Here is a 14,343-nt window from a genome sequence, read left to right on the forward strand (position 1 = left end):
TATTATGGTCAATGAAATTGTTAAAAATTATATATTTAAGGTGCTATTTACAGAGGTTTTTGTCAATTAATTGCTGTCTCAAATGTTGGAAACGAAGAAACCTCGTATCATTTTTAGGCGATATGAGGTTTCATTTTCATGTGTACGGAATGTTTGGTTGGGTAATCTAGGTGATTACCGTTATGGACGCTCACCCGCCAATAAACGCTTCTCGATATCTGCAATTACGCTAGGTAAGTCTGCAATGGTATCGATTAGGTAGTGTGGGTTTGATTTGTTTAGCTTAACGCTTGCTTTTTCACGTGCAGCTGCAAGTGTTGTCTCGTCTGCATCTAAATATTCTTGATACGTTAAGCCTGCTTCGTTCCCCGATAATACAAGTCCAACTGTCCACATGCCTGCGTTGTGACCCTCATCGATCCCCGGTGCTGCGTCGTCTACTTTTACACACGCAGCAACGCTAGTTACACCTAGATCGATTACGTTTTTCAGTGCCATAAATGGAGCAGGGCGACCACCTTGAGGTAAGTCATCGGTCGCTACCACGTTATCTGGTCGGTAACCGTAATCTGCAGCAGCAGGAATTAAAACATCCATCACTTCACGTGGGTAACCTGAACAAGACCCGATCTTCACGTTCTTCTCTTTTAGGTTATTGACCACTTCTATCGCATTCAAAATAGGTGCTGCGTGATCGGCTACTTTCGCTTTTTGAAGAGGCATGAATGCCGCGTAGATCGCGTCAACGTCTTCACTTGTCATGGAGCGTCCGAACTGAGCCTTCCAACGAGCGTCAACAGCTGGAATTCGACCCACTGCTTGGATGTGGTCCCATTTGCCGATCCCCATAGGTTCACGCGCTTCAGCTAAGTCGATGTCAAAGTCGAAACCTTGTTTGAATGCTTCAACGAAGATGCTAGTTGGAGCAAACGACCCAAAATCAACGATAGTGCCGGCCCAGTCAAAGATAACCGCTTGGATAGGTGATGTCGTGTTCATAATAGTGTCCTATTTTTGTGTCACTCCCAGTTCAAAGTTCTGGGAAACAAATGGTTGTTTAAGGTTATTGGTTTAAATGTTGATTTCGAGAATTAAAGGTATTCAAAATCTTTGCAGACTTTGGCTATCGCTTTTTCGAATACAGACAGAGCGACTTCTAGCTCGCTGCGACTGATGATCAATGGCGGGCTCAATTGAATCACGTTACCTTGTGACACCTTAAAGCTCAGGCCATCGTTCAGACATTGGTAAAGTACTGCTTCTGCTTCATCGAACGCTCGGTTTTTGGTGATATGGTCAGTGACCAATTCCACTCCCCAGAGCAGGCCGATGCCGCGAACGTCACCAATGACTGGGTATTTCTCTTTCATTTGAAGCAGTTGTTCACGCACGAATGCGCTGTCCGCTTGTACTTTTTCAAGTAGATTTTCTTGCTCAATCACTTCCATCGTAGCCAGTGCCGCCGCGCAGCCAATAGGACTTTTCTCGTGGGTGTAGTGACCAAGTGATACTTGCGCTGCCGTGTTGTATTTGTCTTTAGTGACCATGGCTGCAATTGGAACCAAGCCCCCGCCAAAACCTTTACCGATACAAAGAATGTCAGGTTCGATATCAAAGGCCTGGTGAGTGAACCATTCGCCACTACGAACCATACCGTTTGGAATGTCGTCGATGATCAACATGACGTTATGCTTATCGCAGATCTCACGGATGCGCTTCCAGTAAGCTTTGCTTGGAACCTGAACGTCTGTGTTACGCACTGCTTCGGCAATGAAGGCTCCAATGCCACCTTCTTTTTCAATCACATACTCTAAATAGTCGGCATAGTGAACGTCGCATGCAGTTTCGTTTGCATTGACTGCGCTATTCTCGTTAAACGGGAAAGCGCCACGATAAGAGACGGCTGGTGGAATACGTTCTACGCCAGCCATTAACGGGCCCATGCCTTCGCGGAAACAAGCTTCACCACCCACTGAAATTGCGTCCAGTGACGCGCCATGGAATGAGTCCCACAGTGAAACGACCTTGAAGTTGTTGGTGACATGTCGAGCCAGTTTGAGTGCCATGCCGATAACCGAAGTACCACCCGGTGCAAACAACACGCGGTTCAACTCACCACCGCAGATCTGTGTCAGCTTTTCAGCGCATTGAACGGCTGTTTCATTGGTAAAGCGACGTGGTGAAAACGGCAATGACGCCATTTGCTGAGTCACTTTATGAATGATGTGAGGGTGACCATAACCTAGTTGATGGACATTATTGCCATGAAAGTCCATGTACTTTTTGCCAGTCGCATCTTGAATGTAAATGCCTTCGGCTGCTTCAAGTGTGTCTAGGCAAGGTGTTGACATCGCTTGATGAAGAAACACGTCTGAGTCGCGTTTTAACATCGCTTGAGTCGCCTCATCGTTTAGCGACTCGTTCCATTTCTCACGCGCTGGCGTGGTGTTCACATCGCCTTCGCTTCGAAAGTGTGTCGCCTTTAGAACAGAATCTTGATTGGCCATCGTCATTATTTGATGTCCCAGTACATTGCGTTTTTAACTGAGCCAATGAGGGCTTCAATGTCAGAAGGGTAAACTTCACCGATGTTACCGATTCGGAAGCAGTCGGCGTTTGAAACCTTGCCCGGGTAAATCACAAAACCTTGTTCTTTCAAACGGTCATAGAATTCCTTGAATTGGTAATCGCTATGAGTTGGAGAATAGAAAGAGGTGATAATCGGTGAATGAAGTTCATCATTTAACAGAGGTTCAAAACCAAGAGAGCGCATACCTGCAACCAGTGTGGTTTGGTTTGTTTGGTAGCGATTATGACGAGCTTCGATACCACCTTCCTGTTCCAATTCAAGTAGAGCTTGATAGAAAGCACGCACTGTATGCGTCGGAGAGGTAAAACGCCATTTACCGTGGTTGCTTTCCATGCAGTGCCATTGGTCAAACAGATCAAGGCTTAATGAACGAGCTTGGCCTTTGCACTTTGCCAGTTCCGATTGCTTAGCAATAACAAAGCCGAAGCCCGGTACACCTTGGACGCACTTGTTTGCAGAGCTGATCATGTAATCGATACCTAAGTCAGCGATATCCATAGGGATGCCACCAAAGCTCGACATTGCATCGAGAATGACGGTTTTGTTGTGCTGTTTTGCCAATTTGGCAATGTCTTCAATTGGATTCAGCATGCCTGTCGTGGTTTCACAATGCACAATCGCAACGTGAGTAATGTCTGAATCCATGGCCAATGCCGTTTCCATTTCGTTCAAGTCAGGCTGTGATGTTTCACCTGGGGAAACGACATGGCATGGAATGTTTAAGTATTCTGCGATTTGAGCAATACGAGCGCCGTACGCACCGTTATCAACAACAAGAAGTTTTCCATTTTTAGAGATAACGCTACCGATTGTTGCTTCTACCGAAGCGGTGCCGCTACCTTGCATTAATACGCTTGTATATCCCGCTTGCTTAGTCGCTAAAGTCACTAGCTTGCTACGAATCACTTCAACAACGTCTTTGTTGTATTCATCATCCCAAGTACACCAATCTTTTAACATCGCTTGGCGAACGGTTTCAGAAGTAGATAAAGGGCCCGGTGTCAGCAGTAAGTATTCGTTTCTCATGTTCAACTCTCGTGATTTTAATTTTGGACTATACCAATATTTAGAGCTACTTTAACAACCAATTTAAACGGTCGTAAATAGCCCAAACATCATTTTCACAAAAGCTTCATATTAAAAATGGTCACTTGTCTTGAGAAAGTTTTCGATCTTTAAATTGCCATTTTTCGTTCATTTAATCGTCACAAAAGCCAGTTAGCTTAATAATTGAAATCTGGTACATACCAATATGTGGGGTGTGTGCCAACAACTGGAATGAATTTTTGAATATAGGTGCCTCTCGATAGGGCTTCTAGCTTTAACAACTTTAACTTTGGCAATTTTTAATTTTGGCAGCTTCTCACTTTAGAGTAGGGCCTGACTGGAGAAAATGATGAAAAACCGTTTTATGAAAGGATCACTTGCAGCATTAGTCACACTATTAGCTGGTAACGCTTATGCGGCACAGGAAGTGACGGTTTATACCGCTTTTGAAACTGACATCTTAGCGAAGTACAAAAATGCTTTTGAAAGCGAAAACCCAGACATCAACATCAAATGGGTTCGTGATTCAACCGGGATCATGACGGCAAAATTATTAGCTGAGAAAAACAACCCTCGTGCAGAAGTGGTGTGGGGCCTTGCGGGTTCTTCAATGGCATTGCTTAAAGAAGAGGGCGTCCTGAAACCTTATACGCCTCAAGGTGTAGAAGCGCTGCGCTCAAACCTCAACGATCCGCAATCTACTCAAGCTTGGTATGGCAACGATGCATTCTTCAATGCGGTTTGTTTCAACGAAGCGGTAGCGAAACAACTTAACCTACCAGCACCTAAATCTTGGGATGACCTAACCAAGCCTATCTACAAAGGTCATATTGCGATGCCAAACCCAGCGTCTTCTGGTACGGGTTATATGCAAGTGTCTGCTTGGCTACAAAACATGGGTGAAGACCAAGGTTGGAACTACATGCAGAAGCTAGACCAAAACATCGCTCACTACACGCACTCTGGTTCTAAGCCATGTGTTCAAGCGGGCATGGGTGAAGTCGCTATCGGTATTTCTATGGCGAGCCGTGGCGCTAAGCTGAAAACTCAAGGCGCTCCACTTTCAGTGATTACGCCTGAAGGCATCGGCTGGGAATCTGAAGCGGTAGGTCTTGTTAAGCCTTCTGATGCAGCACAACGTGTTATCGATTGGTCTATTTCTAAAGCGGCAAATGAGCTTTACATCGAAATGTACCCAGTTGTTGGTCACAAAGATGTGACAGGCAAAGCAGAGAACTTCCCTAATGTAGAAAAGAACATGGCAAAAATGGACTTCGCTCGCATGGGCAGCGAACGTGCCGACGTTCTTAAAACATGGTCTGACAAGTTTGACGCTAAATCAGAGCCAAAATCTTAATCTGACGACCTAGTCAGTTACTTAACTATTTAGTTCATTAGAAGTTAGAAATCAGTAAAGGAAGGCTTCGGTCTTCCTTTTTTAGTTTTACGCCTTCAGGTTTTAAGTAAGGTACAACAAATGACAAAGCACTACTCATATTGGTTCAAGCAAGCGTTGGAACAAGAGTTCGGCAACATCAATGCGGGGCTAGATTCGGCTAAGCCGCTCCAAAAAGATGTCAACTGTGATATCGCCATTGTTGGCGGTGGCTATACGGGTTTATGGACGGCGATTTTAATCAAACAACAGCAACCCGAAAAGCATGTTGTCGTGATTGAAAAAGGCCTATGTGGTCGCGGTGCTTCTGGTGCGAACGGCGGTTGCATGCTGACGTGGTCAACCAAGTATCCGACGCTGAAAAAGCTCTATGGAAAAGAACAAGCGAAATGGTTGGTTAAGGAATCGGAAAAGGTTATATACGAGATCGAATCCTTCTGTAACGAACACAAGATTGACGCGCATCTATATCGCAGCGGAACTTACTACACGGCGACCAATGAAGCTCAAAAGGGTGGAATGGAGCCTGTTGTTAATGAGCTGGTTAAGCAGGGTATCAATAGCTGGAAGAAGTGCGATAATTCTTTGGCTGATAAAGCGGGATCTGAACGCCATATTGAGGGTTACTACTCAGAAGCTGCGGGTAGTGTGCAGCCAGCGTTATTGGCTAGAGGTTTGCGCCGAGTCGCGCTTGAACTGGGTGTCGAAATTCACGAAAACACAGAGATGACATCACTCGACTATGGCTCTCCCGCTCGAATTCAAACCAAAGGCGGGTCAGTATTTGCGGATAAAGTGATTTTGGCACTCAATGCGTGGATGCTCGATCACTTCAAAGAGTTCAAACGCAGCATTGTGGTTGTCTCTTCAGATATGGTGGTGACCAAGCCCATTCCTGAAAAGCTCAAGAAGTTTGGCCCAGAGAAAGGGGCGGCGGTGGTGGATTCGCGTATCTTTGTCCACTACTACCGAGATACCCAGGACGGACGACTCATGTTGGGCAAAGGCGGCAATAAATTCTCGTTTGCCAATCAAGTTGAAAGCATGTTTAACCAAACGACTAACTACCTGCCGATTCTCAATCAATCGTTCCAAAAACTGTTCCCTAAATTGGAACAAAGTGAATTCGATTACAACTGGTCTGGCGGCTCAGATCGTTCGGTTACCGGATTGCCATTTTTCGGTAACCTAAAAGGCCAAAGCAACATCTATTATGGGCTTGGTTATTCAGGCAATGGCGTTGCTCAAACCCGTATGGGCGGGAAGATTTTGTCAGCAAAGGTGCTCGATATCGACAATGCTTGGACACGAAGCGGTTTAACTAAAGGCCCGTTAGGACACTTCCCGCCAGAGCCATTTCGTTGGGTAGGTGCGATGATGGTGCGTGATGCGGTACGAAGAAAAGAGAACGCGGAAGATTCGGGTAACACGCCATTGTGGCTAGATAAACAGTTATCCAAACTCGCAGGTGCGGCGGGCAAAGCCGACAAGGTTGAATCATAGATTAATCTTGCGTTTAAATTAGAAGTTTACATTAAGGCTCTCAGTGATTTATGGGCAAGTCACTGAGGGCTTTCAACGTTGAACGAACTGTGAATGCTGAACAAATAGCAATCCTTAATGCTTATTATATCTGCAATATAACTGTCATTTAGCTACTATAAATTTGTCACTCAACTGCAATATTCTCAGTTTAAATTTGGTATATACCATATAGAGAGTGCTGTAGTATGAGCAACCAAACTTATTTGAATATTGAAAACGTTGTAAAGCAATTTGGCCAATTTACAGCGTTAAAAGACATCTCCCTATCGATAGATAAAGGCGAGTTCGTCTGCTTTCTTGGCCCGTCCGGCTGTGGAAAAACCACCTTATTACGTGCGATTGCAGGTCTAGACTTGCCAACTTCAGGTTCTATTGAGCAGAACGGTAATGATACGACCTTCTTGCCACCAGAAAAGCGCGACTTTGGTATCGTGTTCCAATCTTACGCTTTGTTTCCAAATCTCACTGTGGAAGAAAACATTGCGATTGGTCTGAAAAACCAAGGCATGTCGACCAAAGAAGCCCTTGAGACGGTTGAGTCTTGGTTAGAGACCATCGGCTTACCAACGTCTGGCCAAAAGTATCCGAATCAGTTGTCTGGCGGACAACAGCAGCGTGTTGCTCTGGCTCGCGCGTTAGCGTTGTCTCCAGGCTTGTTGCTACTCGATGAGCCTCTTTCTGCGTTGGATGCGAAGGTAAGAACACATCTGCGTGACGAGATCTGCCAACTGCAACGCAAGTTGGGTATCACCACTATCATGGTGACGCACGACCAAGATGAAGCCTTAACGATGGCCGACCGTATTGTCGTGATGAATCATGGTGTTATCGAGCAGGTCGGTGCTCCACAAGAGATCTACCAAAAACCTGTCAGTCGTTTTGTGGCTGAGTTTGTTGGTAGCATGAACTTCATTCAAGCTTCTGTCGCAGCGCAAGGCAAGATACGTATTGCTGAGTCGATGCTACCGTTGCCGGGTTTAGATAACCTCACGCCAAAACTTGGTGATGTTTTCGATATTGCCGTTCGTCCAGAGCAAATCCAGTTTGTGGATCGTTTTAGTGAGTCATTACCCGTGAGAATCGTATCAAGCGAATTCTTAGGGGCGTTTTATCGTGTTGAGTGTCAATTGCAACATGACTCCACGGCGAAAGAGATCATCGTTGATGTATCAGTCAAAGAGTTCAATCGATTGAAGCTGCGTCGCAGTGATATTCGTTATGTGGCGTTTGACCAAGAAGGCCTGAGAGCTTACCCATCGAAAAGCCTGCAAGTGATGAAAGACGAGGCGGCGTAAATAATCATGGAATCGACTCAAATGATGCAATCTAAGCTGCTAATTCAACGACGAGTACAGCCTTTTCTTGCTCGATTAAGTAAAGACAACGTAATCCTATTTGGGCTGTTGGCCTTTTTGTCTGTGTTCATGACGCTGTTTATCCTGATGCCACTATGGGCAATGTTGAAAAAAAGCGTTCAGAATGCAGACGGAGAATTTGTAGGATTACAGAATTTCGCAACGTATTTTGCTTCTCAAAGCCTGTGGCAGTCGGTAGGCAATACGTTCACGCTTGGGTTGTTAGTGACCGTTGTCGTGGGAGTATTAGCGTTTGGCTATGCCTATGCTTTGACTCGTTCATGCATGCCTTTTAAGGGGCTTTTTCAAGTGCTAGGTTCAGCGCCTATTCTGGCTCCTTCATTGCTACCAGCGATCAGTTTGATCTTCTTATTTGGTAATCAAGGTATCGCTAAAGAAGTCTTAGGTGGTAACTCGGTGTACGGCTTGATTGGTATCTCACTGGGCCTGATATTCTGGACGTTTCCACACGCCTTAATGATTCTGACTACTTCATTGAGAACCTCTGACGCTCGTCTTTATGAGGCGGCACGTGCACTCAATACTTCATCGCTAAAAACCTTCTTCATGGTGACGTTACCTGCGGCAAAATACGGCTTGATAAGTACCTTGATCGTTGTGTTTACGCTGGTGGTTTGTGATTTTGGTGTGCCAAAGGTGATTGGTGGTAGCTACAACGTTCTGTCTACCGATATCTTTAAACAGGTAGTAGGGCAACAGAATTTCTCTATGGGCGCGGTGACTAGCATCCTATTGCTATTGCCTGCGTTGCTTGCATTTACCGTTGACCGCTGGGTTCAAAAGAAACAAAAGAGCTTGTTTGATACTCGCTCCGTCGCTTACCAACCAGAGCCAAACACTCTACGTGATGGCGTGTGTTTACTCTATTGCACCGTAATTTCAGTGGCTGTTGTTATCGTGCTAGGCATGGCGATATACGGATCTATGGTCACTTTCTGGCCTTGGAATAAAACGCTAACGCTAAATAACTATAACTTCGCAGAGATGAGTACTTATGGTTGGACGCCATTTTTCAACTCTTTAACCCTCGGCGCTTGGACTGCGATCATCGGTACCGTATTGATTTTCTTAGGCGCGTACTGCATTGAGAAGGGCAGAGCATTTGGTCCTGTTCGTCAAGCAATGCAAATGCTCAGTGTGGTACCGATGGCCGTTCCGGGTATGGTGTTGGGTTTGGGGTATATCTTCTACTTTAATGATTTGAGTAACCCACTCAACTTCTTGTATGGCACGATGGCGTTCTTGGTGATTAATACGGTGGTTCACTACTACACAGTCGGCCACATGACAGCGTTAACCGCATTAAAACAGCTGCCTGAGGAAATAGAAGCGACGGCGGCTTCGGTTAACCTACCGCAATACAAGCTGTTCTTTAAGGTGACGGTACCCGTTTGTCTGCCTGCGATTTTAGATATTGCGACATACCTGTTTATTAATGCACTTACCACGACATCTGCGGTAGTATTCTTGTATTCTACCGATACGATACCTGCGTCAGTTTCAGTACTGAATATGGATGATGCGGGACAAACGGGTGCAGCAGCTGCCATGGCGGTGATGATCATGATATCGGCAGCGAGCGCGAAGTTGATTCATATGTTAATCAACAAGTTATTCGAGAAGCGCACCCAAGCTTGGCGCAAACGCTAGCGAACCATTTTATATTGCAGTTGGCCAAGGAATGGCTGACGACAAGAACAAGAATAAAAGGAAATGAAGTGCAGTACGTAAAAATCAAAGACGTCATCGTAGAGCAGATAGAGTCGGGGATGTTAACACCACGACAGAAGCTGCCTGCGGAGCGCAAACTGGCTGAATCGTTTGATACAACACGAGTTACGTTACGTGAAGCCTTGTCTTCACTTGAAGCGGAAGGACGAATTTATCGAGAAGACCGACGTGGTTGGTTTATCTCTCCAGCGCCACTGCGCTACGATCCAACACAAACACTGAACTTCACGAATATGGCTTTGTCGCAGAATCGTAAGCCAAAAACAGAATTGGTGGCGGCGAAAGGCATGTTAGCAACCAAGGAGGCGACTCGGCTTCTTGAGTTACAACCTTTTTCGGACGTTTATCGAGTCGACAGAGTTCGTTATCTTGAAGATAGGCCGGTTGTGTATGTGACCAACTACATTCGACCTGAGCTGTTCCCTAATTTGCTTGATTATGACTTGTCTAAATCGTTGACGGACATCTACCGTGAGCACTTTGGCGTGGTGTATCAGAAGATCCGTTACCGAGTGAGCACAACGTCTTTGCTTGGCGAAACCGCGCAAGCCCTGCGTGCGACTTCTGGTTCTCCTGCAATGGTCGTAGAGCGTGTGAACTACAACCAAAACGGCGACCTGATTGACTGTGATATTGAGTATTGGCGTCATGACGCGATCAGTATTGAGTCAATCGCGCAGCTAGAGCGCTAGTCATACGTTATAACGTTGGCATATCTGCAATTATGCAGGATTGCCCAATTGAAACGCTCAAAGGTCTCTTATTCGGAGGCCTTTTTTATCACCTGTTGTCAGCCGTTGTGCTAATTCATCAATAATTTAGGAATGAAATGGAATTCTCTGCGATTGTAATCGTGATCATTTCGGCTTTGCTTCACGCGGGTTGGAACGTTCTAGGTAAATCTAATCAAGGCTCGGGCTCGTCTTTCTTTTTAGCCTCTGGCTTTGCCGCTGCCGCGATATTGACGCCTTACTTGATCTGGTATGTTCACAGTGTAGGGCTGTCAAATATCTTACTTCCATTCTGGCAACTGGTTTTCTTGAGTGGGATCTGTCAAATCATCTATTTGATTGGGTTAGGCGCGGCCTATAAACAAGCTGATATCGGTGTGATTTACCCAATGGCACGGGCACTGCCTGTGTTGATGGTGGGTTTAGGCACGGTGTTGATAGGCTATGAGCTGTCACCTAATCAATGGATTGGGTTCACTTTAATAACATTAGGCTGCTTGTTTGTACCACTTAAGCAGTTTTCAGATCTTAGGTTAAAAGCGTATCTCAACCTTGGCGTACTGTGGGCGTTGATCGCGGCCATTGGTACCACTGGCTATTCCATCATTGATAAAGAAGCGCTTTTGTTACTCGAGCCTTTGAGCACACCAGTTATAACTAACAAGCACACCGCGATTTTCTATCTAGGCATTCAGTTTTGGGCGATTGTGATTCCACTCAGTGTTTGGTTATTCGTAACCAACCAAAGAATCGAGTTTACTAATGCTTGGATACTGCGAAAGAGAGCCACAGTGGCCGGCATCATGATGGCTTCGACTTATGGTTTGGTGTTGTTTGCGATGACCATGACTGAGAACGTCAGCTTGGTTGTTGCTCTTAGGCAAGTAAGTATCATCTTCGGCGTAGTGATGGGGTTCTACTTTTTAAAGGAAAAGTGGCACGCGACTCGCGGTGTAGGCGTCTCTCTAATTATTGCTGGCTTAGTTATCTCATTGACTTAAAAGCTCGCCGGAACGATTGGATATTTGTGCAGAGGCATCTATATTAAGCTAAATCAAAAACGCCCTTAGCGATACAAACTTCGTCAAGGGCGTTTTCTCTTTATCTAGTAAGAAGCTGTAGGTAGTAAAAGACTTAACCCGCTAAAGCTTGAGCATCTTGCTGTTTCAACACTTTGTGGCCATCTTCAGTGACACCACGTTTCCAGTAGCTGCTGATGTAGATGTTCTCTTTCGCGACTTCTTTTTCGTTGCGGAAGTATTGTCTTAGCTCACGCATGCTTTCAAATTCACACGCTGTCCATATTGAAACCTGACCTTCTAACCATTCTGTGTTGCGCACGGTTTGTGAAAGTGACTCTGAGGTTTCATCTTCAATCAACCAGGTTACTTTGATACCTTGAGGAGTCTCAAGTACCTGCTTATCTGCTGCTGAGTTGATCTGAATGATAGCGTGCCCCGTTGCTGTTTCTGGGAGCGTTTTTACTTTTGCAGAAAGCGCAGGTAGGGACGTCATGTCTGCAACTAAGAAGAACCAGTCTGACTCTAGGTTAAGCCCCTGAATTAAACCAGGGCCAGCCACTGAAACCGTGTCACCCACTTTTGCGTTCATTGCCCATCGAGCCGCAAAACCACATTGCAAATCTGTAGTGATATGGCGAACAAAATCAACTTCAATCCACTGCTCTACAGGATTGTACTGACGAATGGTGTAAGTGCGCATGGTTGGGCGCTCACCTTCGTTTAGCTGGCTTAAATCAGTCGTGCCAAGTGGCGAGAATAAAAGCTTGATGTAGCCGCCGGCACATTCTGTTGGGTATTTACTTAATCCCTCACCGCTAAGCGTTATGCGCTGCATGTTTGGAGTAATTGTTGAGGTTTGAGTAACGGTTAATGTGATAGGGCTAGGCTTGCTCATATAAGGCTCTCTTAGATTTGGATTTCCACATCATAATCCTGAACTAAAAAACACTCAATACTAATAGTTATCATTTACTTTGATTTACACATGTACTACCTAACTTATACGACAGATCCTATTGAGAAACGGATCCTACAAAAAAGAGCCCTTTAGAAAACTAAAGGGCTCTTAGGATTGGTTTGACTCAGCGAACAGAATTAGCTGTTTGCTTGCTCTAGTTCAATCGTTTCTTCAGCGGCTTTCGCAGCTTCTAGCATCTTACGAATAATGAACGATGCTGCCATTGCGATACCTACCATCACGACGGCAAGAACAGTCAGCATTTGGAAGTAATCACCGTAAACCGTTTGCACGATCTCTTGTGTGATCTCTTGACCTTTCTCTAGTGCAATAGACGTTGAGAATACCGCGCCAACAATGCCTGATAGTGCGATAGCAACAGAGAACAAGCTTACTGAGAAGTTTTCAATGTGCTTAGGTGCAACAGACAGGATGAAGGCTACAACCATTGAACCTACAATCACTTCACCGAATGCTAGGAAGAAGTGAATCGCTAGGAAGACTTCTGGGCGGATCAGAATATCGTCACCAACTGTCGTTACTGCCATCGTAAGGATACCGAAAGCGATAGCCGTAAGGATGAAAGAGAAACCGACTTTGGTTGCAGTTGAGAAGTTAATGTTTTTCTTTTCTAGGTTAGAGAAGATACCCGCGATGATAGGGCCAGCAACCATACACCATAGTGGGTTCATTGCCATTGAAGCTTCAGGTGCGACAGGGATGAAACCAAATAGATCGCCACGCATTGTGTTGATCGCTACCATTGTCATCGAAGTCATCATCTGACCGTAGTACACGAAGAAACATGTCGTCAGGAATGTGATGATTAAGATAGTCCCCATTTTTAGCATGTCTGATTTCTTCGATTTCATCATCAAAGAGACAAAGTAGATGATCGCTGCACCACCGATTGCGTACACGATGTTTTGGCCAATATCCATGTTAGAGAACATGAAGAATACCAAGCCGATCATTGCTGCAGAAAGACCAAGGAACGCTGCCCAGTTTTTAGTGCTTACTGGTTTTTGGTCGATTTCAGCACTTGCTTCAACAAGGCCTTTGCGAACAAAGATCATCATCAGAAGCGCAGCACCGGCTAGCACCGCTGAAAGAAGGAAACCACCGTGGAAACCAACAACAAGTACTAGCATTGGGAACAGGTATTGGCCTAACAGAGCACCAATATTGTTTACTGAGTAGTTGATTGGGTAGCAGTTCTCAAAATCTTCTTGAGTTTTGAACGTGCGTTTGTAAAGACTTGGGTAAGAAGGGGACATCAAACCACGTGCATAACTTGCTAACGCAATACCACATAATGCCATCGGAACATTGGTTGCTGCTGCACCAAGTACCAGTAGAACGTAACCACTTGCGAACCCTAGGAAGGCAATGGTTAAAGATCGGTAGGCGCCTAAAAACTTGTCGGCGATAAAGCCACCTGCGATAGCAAATAGCGGTCCGATTGCAGAGAAAGCACCAACAACCATCATGGTGTCGGCTTCATTGTAGTTCAGATCTTCAAGGAAGAAACGAGTCAAGATCACCATGACGCCATAGAACGAAAGTCCGAACATCATTTGGCAGAACATCATTGATTTGTTTAATCTATTCCACATTATTTTATTCTCACGTTTGTATTGATATGTAGTGTAATTACCCGATTATAATATCATTAGTAGTAATACATAAACTGAAATATCTGTCCCAAACAGAACTTTACTCGATATATCTTTTCTTATGAGTGCATTCATATTTCTCATGAATGAGGTTTGCAACGTTAGATTTTGCAAGTGGATGCATGGCGGTATGAAATTTAGCCATCATCATTTGTGGCTAAGTAATGAACTAATAAAGGGAAAGTTAGAGGTAGTCATTCTATAAGTTATTTTGAGTGAGTATCACTTTCAATTGTCTGCTGGGCTTTAGCCAATAAAAAAGGTTCATCGC

Annotated in this window: 11 protein-coding genes; 6 read left to right on the forward strand and 5 right to left on the reverse strand. The window is 45.0% G+C overall.

Features of this window, described 5'->3' with window-relative positions; genetic code table 11:
- Nucleotides 1-180 precede the first annotated feature (180 nt).
- The 3 genes from phnX to phnW all read right to left on the reverse strand — a co-directional run bounded on the left by phnX (nucleotide 181) and on the right by phnW (nucleotide 3,616).
- Complete coding sequence (gene phnX / locus AB4307_RS13955) at nucleotides 181-999, reverse strand: phosphonoacetaldehyde hydrolase (protein ID WP_372111571.1); 819 nt, start codon at nucleotides 997-999, stop codon at nucleotides 181-183.
- A gap of 92 nt (nucleotides 1,000-1,091) precedes the next feature.
- Nucleotides 1,092-2,513 carry an aspartate aminotransferase family protein gene (locus AB4307_RS13960; RefSeq protein ID WP_372111574.1) on the reverse strand — a complete coding sequence of 474 codons (1,422 nt, stop codon included), beginning with the start codon at nucleotides 2,511-2,513 and terminating at the stop codon, nucleotides 1,092-1,094.
- The gene (phnW, locus tag AB4307_RS13965) at nucleotides 2,513-3,616 is read right to left on the reverse strand and encodes a 2-aminoethylphosphonate--pyruvate transaminase (RefSeq protein WP_372111577.1); all 1,104 of its coding nucleotides are present in this window, start codon (nucleotides 3,614-3,616) and stop codon (nucleotides 2,513-2,515) included. Before phnW ends, AB4307_RS13960 begins: the two co-directional genes overlap by 1 nt.
- A 367-nt stretch (nucleotides 3,617-3,983) precedes the next feature.
- On the opposite strand from phnW, the gene AB4307_RS13970 reads away from it, so the two are divergent.
- The 6 genes from AB4307_RS13970 (at nucleotide 3,984) to AB4307_RS13995 (ending at nucleotide 11,417) form a co-directional block, all read left to right on the forward strand.
- Nucleotides 3,984-4,994 carry a putative 2-aminoethylphosphonate ABC transporter substrate-binding protein gene (locus AB4307_RS13970; RefSeq protein WP_372111580.1) on the forward strand — a complete coding sequence of 337 codons (1,011 nt, stop codon included), beginning with the start codon at nucleotides 3,984-3,986 and terminating at the stop codon, nucleotides 4,992-4,994.
- Nucleotides 4,995-5,114: 120 nt separating this feature from the next.
- Nucleotides 5,115-6,536: an FAD-dependent oxidoreductase gene (locus tag AB4307_RS13975; protein ID WP_372111582.1), complete on the forward strand. Its 1,422-nt coding sequence runs from the start codon at nucleotides 5,115-5,117 to the stop codon at nucleotides 6,534-6,536.
- Nucleotides 6,537-6,763: 227 nt separating this feature from the next.
- Entirely contained in the window at nucleotides 6,764-7,873 is a 1,110-nt protein-coding gene (locus AB4307_RS13980; protein ID WP_004730144.1) for a putative 2-aminoethylphosphonate ABC transporter ATP-binding protein, read from the forward strand.
- 21 nt (nucleotides 7,874-7,894) lie between these two features.
- A complete protein-coding gene (locus tag AB4307_RS13985; RefSeq protein ID WP_371704956.1) occupies nucleotides 7,895-9,604 on the forward strand; it encodes a putative 2-aminoethylphosphonate ABC transporter permease subunit in 1,710 nt (569 codons plus the stop codon).
- 68 nt (nucleotides 9,605-9,672) lie between these two features.
- Entirely contained in the window at nucleotides 9,673-10,377 is a 705-nt protein-coding gene (phnR, locus tag AB4307_RS13990) for a phosphonate utilization transcriptional regulator PhnR (RefSeq protein ID WP_004730140.1), read from the forward strand.
- Between the two features lie 137 nt (nucleotides 10,378-10,514).
- Nucleotides 10,515-11,417, forward strand: a complete 903-nt coding sequence (locus AB4307_RS13995; protein WP_372111585.1) for an EamA family transporter — start codon at nucleotides 10,515-10,517, stop codon at nucleotides 11,415-11,417.
- A 133-nt stretch (nucleotides 11,418-11,550) separates the two neighbouring features.
- On the opposite strand, the gene AB4307_RS14000 is transcribed toward AB4307_RS13995, so the two are convergent.
- A complete protein-coding gene (locus AB4307_RS14000; RefSeq protein ID WP_372111588.1) occupies nucleotides 11,551-12,333 on the reverse strand; it encodes a siderophore-interacting protein in 783 nt (260 codons plus the stop codon).
- Nucleotides 12,334-12,533: 200 nt separating this feature from the next.
- Nucleotides 12,534-14,012, reverse strand: coding sequence for a peptide MFS transporter (locus AB4307_RS14005; protein WP_080582209.1), 1,479 nt, complete (start codon nucleotides 14,010-14,012; stop codon nucleotides 12,534-12,536).
- Nucleotides 14,013-14,343 lie beyond the last annotated feature (331 nt).

Origin of the sequence: Vibrio sp. 10N.261.52.C2, assembly GCF_041471425.1 — a bacterium.
GTDB classification, from domain to species: Bacteria; Pseudomonadota; Gammaproteobacteria; order Enterobacterales; family Vibrionaceae; genus Vibrio; species Vibrio crassostreae_C.

What these genes read in the sequence shown, in the direction of transcription:
- phnX (WP_372111571.1), bottom strand. Translation starts at nt 999, where the DNA reads ATGAACACGACATCACCTATCCAAGCGGTTATCTTTGACTGGGCCGGC.
- AB4307_RS13960 (WP_372111574.1), bottom strand. Translation starts at nt 2,513, where the DNA reads ATGACGATGGCCAATCAAGATTCTGTTCTAAAGGCGACACACTTTCGA.
- phnW (WP_372111577.1), bottom strand. Translation starts at nt 3,616, where the DNA reads ATGAGAAACGAATACTTACTGCTGACACCGGGCCCTTTATCTACTTCT.
- AB4307_RS13970 (WP_372111580.1), top strand. Translation starts at nt 3,984, where the DNA reads ATGATGAAAAACCGTTTTATGAAAGGATCACTTGCAGCATTAGTCACA.
- AB4307_RS13975 (WP_372111582.1), top strand. Translation starts at nt 5,115, where the DNA reads ATGACAAAGCACTACTCATATTGGTTCAAGCAAGCGTTGGAACAAGAG.
- AB4307_RS13980 (WP_004730144.1), top strand. Translation starts at nt 6,764, where the DNA reads ATGAGCAACCAAACTTATTTGAATATTGAAAACGTTGTAAAGCAATTT.
- AB4307_RS13985 (WP_371704956.1), top strand. Translation starts at nt 7,895, where the DNA reads ATGATGCAATCTAAGCTGCTAATTCAACGACGAGTACAGCCTTTTCTT.
- AB4307_RS13995 (WP_372111585.1), top strand. Translation starts at nt 10,515, where the DNA reads ATGGAATTCTCTGCGATTGTAATCGTGATCATTTCGGCTTTGCTTCAC.
- AB4307_RS14000 (WP_372111588.1), bottom strand. Translation starts at nt 12,333, where the DNA reads ATGAGCAAGCCTAGCCCTATCACATTAACCGTTACTCAAACCTCAACA.
- AB4307_RS14005 (WP_080582209.1), bottom strand. Translation starts at nt 14,012, where the DNA reads ATGTGGAATAGATTAAACAAATCAATGATGTTCTGCCAAATGATGTTC.